Consider the following 1,082-nt stretch of genomic DNA (forward strand, 5'->3'; position numbering starts at 1 on the left):
AAAGTTCGTCACTTTATGGAAACGGCCAGTCCATTCCCCGGAGGTAAACATGGGCTGGCAAAAGTGTAGCGGTATTCGGCGCAGCTATTTAGATTGAGATCCCTGCACCACTATGTTTCGGATCTGAACCGCAAGATGCTGCTGACCATGCTCTGGAATTCTGGCGCCTGTGACCTGCTCCCAGGATTAGATACAACCTTCAGTTAGTAATGTCGGTTGGTTTTTCTTCATATTTCCCGCTTCGCCAGCCTGCTGCAAATTCAGCTGGAGTCTGGTAATCCAGCGATGAATTTGGAGGACACTCGTTATAATCCTGCCGCCAGTCATTAATCATTTTCCTGGCGTGAACAATATCGCTGAACCAGTGCTCATTCAGGCACTCATCTAAAACTCTCAATAAATCCGTTCTGGGTCGGCTTGCCCGGCTGGATAAGACGCAACTCCACGTCATGCTCAAAGGCCCATTGATCCAGTGCGCGGCTGGCCTGATCGGTTCTTATCGTAGCCGGATAACCACGAAACAGCGCGATACTGTCCAGAATACACGTGACCTGCACGCCTGAAATCCCGGTGGTAATTGTCAGGCACTCCTTCGTAAAATTATCCACGCAGGTCAGGCACTTGATCCTGCAACCGGTGGCCAGTGCGGACAGTCAGGATACAGTTGTCCGCAGTCATGGAGAGCGTTTTAACGGCTGCTGGCAAGTGGGCTGGCTCCATTACTGGTACGCAGTGGAGGTGACATAAGACGCCACTGCCAGTACAGTATGAGCCACTATCGGTGCCTTTGTTGTCAAATTTATGCCATTACCTGCCGGCGCAGATAGTTACAAGGTTCCCGGACGCGAGCTCAACATGCGATCCGCTCAGGCACGATTGTTTGCGGCTGGGAAGGTGAATATCGAACCCGGGATGAAAACTGTCAATCTACCGGTGTGAGGTTTCCTCATCACGGACATAATTATTTAAATGCGCTCTTTGGCCGAGTGAATCGCCACAGGTTTAACAGACACCTCAGAGTCATTTAAGATGACTTAAAGAGAGGTGCCCATGAGCGGTAAGCGTTATCCTGAAGAGTTAAA

The 1,082-nt window shown here is 50.4% G+C and carries 1 pseudogene; it reads right to left on the bottom strand.

Features of this window, described 5'->3' with window-relative positions:
- Positions 1–199 precede the first annotated feature (199 nt).
- Positions 200–653, bottom strand: a pseudogene (locus ACI2JR_RS28340) (integrase core domain-containing protein); the annotation flags it as partial.
- Positions 654–1,082 lie beyond the last annotated feature (429 nt).

The organism is Klebsiella sp. NPDC088457 (assembly GCF_044900465.1).
GTDB lineage: Bacteria > Pseudomonadota > Gammaproteobacteria > Enterobacterales > Enterobacteriaceae > Klebsiella.